2 protein-coding genes are annotated in these 3,569 nt (G+C 74.4%); both read right to left on the minus strand.

The window, feature by feature from the left end; all coding sequences use genetic code 11:
• Positions 1 to 116: 116 nt before the first annotated feature.
• Positions 117 to 2,021: a glycosyl hydrolase family 18 protein gene (locus tag ACFWH7_RS20905; RefSeq protein ID WP_378219586.1), complete on the minus strand. Its 1,905-nt coding sequence runs from the start codon at positions 2,019 to 2,021 to the stop codon at positions 117 to 119.
• A gap of 259 nt (positions 2,022 to 2,280) precedes the next feature.
• Positions 2,281 to 3,569, minus strand: a 1,289-nt coding sequence (locus ACFWH7_RS20910) for a response regulator transcription factor (protein ID WP_378219588.1), incomplete at its 5' end; no start/stop codon positions are given.

Consider the following 3,569-nt stretch of genomic DNA (forward strand, 5'->3'; position numbering starts at 1 on the left):
AACGGGGGAGGGGCGTTGTGTAATGTAAATACCCAGCCCCCGCCGGGGGGCGCGGGGGGGGGCGGGCGGGCGGGCGCGGCCGTCGGGGGCCGACGAGGGCCGACGAGGGCCGAGCGTCAGCAGGCGCCCAGCGACTCCCAGGGCCCGTACTGCTCCGCGCCCGGGACGTTGTTCTGCGTCCACCACTTCGCGCGGTAGCTCTGGCCCTGGTAGGAGACCGTCGCGCCACCGGTGTAGACCGCGCTCGACGACCACGCGGGTGCGATGCACGTGCCCGGGTCGGTGGGGTCCGTCGGGTCTGTCGGGTCCGTGGGATCCGTGGGGTCGGTCGCGCCGCACGTGCCGGTCGCCTCCCACGGGCCGCCCGCGCTCGGGCGGTCACCCTGGGTCCACCACTTCGCGCGGTAGTTCTTCCCCTCGAACGACACCGTCGCGCCGCCCGTGTACACCGCGCTCGACGACCACGCCGCCAGGCAGTCCGTCGGGTCGGTCGGGTCCGTGGGGTCCGTGGGATCGGTCGGGTCCGTCGGGTCGGTCGGGTCCGTGGGATCGGTCGGGTCGGTCGAGCCGTCCGTGCCGTCGACCGGACCGGCCGGGAGCGCACGGATCTTGTCCGTGAAGCCCCCGAGCAGCGTGCCGTCGTGGTTGCCGGAGAGGTCCCACCACATGCCGCCACCGAGGTTCAGACGGTCGATGTACTCCGCCTTGGCGGCGACGGATCGCGCGTTGTCGTAGCCCCACCACTGGTCACCGTCGTAGCGCCAGGCCGAGACCGTCGCCGGGTCGTAGTAGTCCTGGCCCCGCGTGCGGAGCTTGTCGTAGTCCTCGTTGCCCGCCTCCCAGGTGCCGGGGGCCGCTCCCGTCGCCGCCGACCACGGGGCCGAGGACGTCACGCCCTTCCAGCCGCGGCCGTACATGGCCATGCCGAGTCCGAGCTGGCTCGGGTCGACGCCGCCGCGCAGGTACTCTTGCACCGCCTTGTCCGCGCTGAACTGGCGGTTGGCGGCCCGCGGGTCGGCGGGGTCGTCGTACAGGTTGGCCTGGGGACCGGCGAGCGCGGGGTCCCACGCGCCGTGCAGGTCGTAGCCCTGGACGTTGCCGTAGTCGAGGTACTCGAAGATCGCCGGGTCGTTCCAGCCGCCCGCCGCGATGTCGTCCGGGTTGGCCGGGAGGAACGCCGAGAGCAGGTAGTGCTTGCCCGTCTGCGCGCCGTACGCGTCGAGCTGCTTGCGGAACTCGGCGAGCAGCAGCTTGAAGTTCGCGCGGTCGTTGACGGTGTCGACGTGGTTGCCCACCTCGCCGTTGTTCGAGCCGGGCCACTCCCAGTCGATGTCGATGCCGTCGAACACGCCGGCGGCAGCGCCGGGCCCGCCGCGGCCGTCGATCACGGGGAGGTTGCCCTTGATGTAGAGGTCGATGCACGACGACACGAACTTCTCGCGCGACGCCTGCGTCGCGGCGGCCTTCGAGAAGTTCTTGGACCAGGTCCAGCCGCCGATGGAGATGAGGGCGCGGAGCTGCGGGTTCTTCGCCTTGAGCTGCTTGAGCTGGTTGAACGAGCCGGCGAGCGGCTGGTCCCACGTGTCGGCGACCCCGGCCACAGAGTTCGCCGCGGTGTAACCCATGCCGAAGTCCGCCCACGCGTCGCCGGCGCCGTCGGAGCCGTTCGGCCCCGTGCCCTGCGCCTTGTTCGCGATGAAGCACGTGAGGTTCTGGTAGTGGATGTTGCCGAACGAGTAGTTGATGTGCGTGAGGTCCTGGGCGGCGCCGGAGTCCTGGACCTTCTTGAGCTGGAAGTTACGGCCGTACACGCCCCACTGCGTGAAGTAGCCGACGTTGCGGTAGCCGTTCACGTCGCTGTCGCCCGGGTGGGAGACGGCGGCGGGTGCGACCTCGGCGGCCTGAGCCGGCGCGACTCCCGCGAGGAGCCCGCCGACGAGCGCCGCAGCGGTCGCGAGCGCTGCGAGGCGTGCGCCGCGGCGCCCGGCGCGGGGTGGTCTGGTGAAGAGGGACACGTCCATGGGTCCTGCCTCGGTGCTGGTGCGGTGGGCCACGTCGCCGTCCTCCGGAGTCGCCGTCGCCCTCGGGTCCTCTCGAACGTAATGACGCGGGCACCGTGGCGTTATCCGCGCTTCCCACATTGTTCATGGTGCGAACTTACCCGCTGCATAAGGGTTCACCCGTAGGACAGAAGCATGCAGAAGCGGACGAATCTGCCCGAATCCACCCCTACCCGGTAGCCCCGGTACGTACCGCGGCGACGGGGGTCGTGGATCTCCCTCAGCGCCCCACGCGGTGCGCGAGCACGGTGAGCTCGACACGCGAGCGCACCCCGAGCTTCCGGAAGACCCGGCCGAGGTGAACCTCCACGGTGCGCACCGAGAGGTAGAGCTGGTCCGCGGCCTCCCGGTTCGACGCGCCCTGGACGACGAGCAGCGCGACGTCGAGCTCGCGCTCGGTGAGCTCGTCGGACCACCGCCCCCGGAGCTCGGCGAGCGCCTCGTCCGACACGTCGCTCTCCCGCACCGCGAGCCGGCATGCGTCCGGCGGCGCGGGACGGGTCGCGACCACCGGCTCGGCCCCCGGCCGGGCCCCGCCGAGAACTCCGGGCAGCGGCGCGTGCAGTCCCGCCGCGCGCGCAGCCGCGGCCCACGACCCGGACGGCGCCCCGCCGGGCGTCGTGCCGAGCCCGGTGGTGGGAACGGCGCCGAGCGGGACCACCGACGCCGGGGCACCGGACGTGGCGTCGTCCGCCACCGGCCCGCCGAGCAGGCGGACGACGTCCGCGTGCTCGTCCCGCGCGATCGTCGTCCAGGCGTCCGCACCCGCGTCGTCGAACAGCTCGATCGCGGACAGGAAGAGGCCGTGCGCGCGCTGGAGCTCCCCCGCGCGCACGAGGGCGCGCGCGGCGCAGAGGTCGGTCCGCGCGTGCTCGTACGGCGAGGCCGTGGTCCGGTTCACCCGCGTCGCCCGCTCGAGCGGCGCGGTGAGGTCCTCGGGCGCGGCGAGGGACACGTCGGCCCGGACGAGCGTCGCCGACCGCAGCGACGGCGGCAGCTCCTTCGCGTCCACCTTCCGTCGGGCCAGCGCGCGCTGCGCCGCGTCGTGGCGGCCCGCGACGACCCACGCCTCGACGTCGTCCAGCCCCGGCAGCGGGAGCATGCGTGCGCTGTCGGGACGCTCGCGCTCCGCCGCGAGCTCCAGCAGCGTGGCGGCCTGGGTCACGTGGTGCGCGAACGCCGCGCCCATCGCCCGGTCCACGAGGAGCCCGAGCCGCACCGGGCGGGACGTCGGGCTCGCGCACGTCTCCTCGAGCGCCGTCGCGACCGGGCCGACGACGCCCCGGGTCATCATGTCGAGGCGGCGGGCGGCCGCGACCCCCAGACCGGCGAACGGCAGCCCGACCGGCAGGCGGAACGCTGCCTCGGCGAGCTCGTCGGGGGGGCGGCGGGGGGGGGCCGGCCGGCGCGGGGGCGGCGGGGGGGCGGGGGCAGGCCGCGGCGCGGGGCGGCGGGCGGGCGGGGGCGGTGCGGGGGGGCGGCCCGCGCGGCGGCGCGCGGGCGCGCGGG

The sequence above is a fragment of the Cellulosimicrobium cellulans genome, assembly GCF_042723955.1.
In the GTDB taxonomy this organism is placed as follows: domain Bacteria; phylum Actinomycetota; class Actinomycetes; order Actinomycetales; family Cellulomonadaceae; genus Cellulosimicrobium; species Cellulosimicrobium cellulans_H.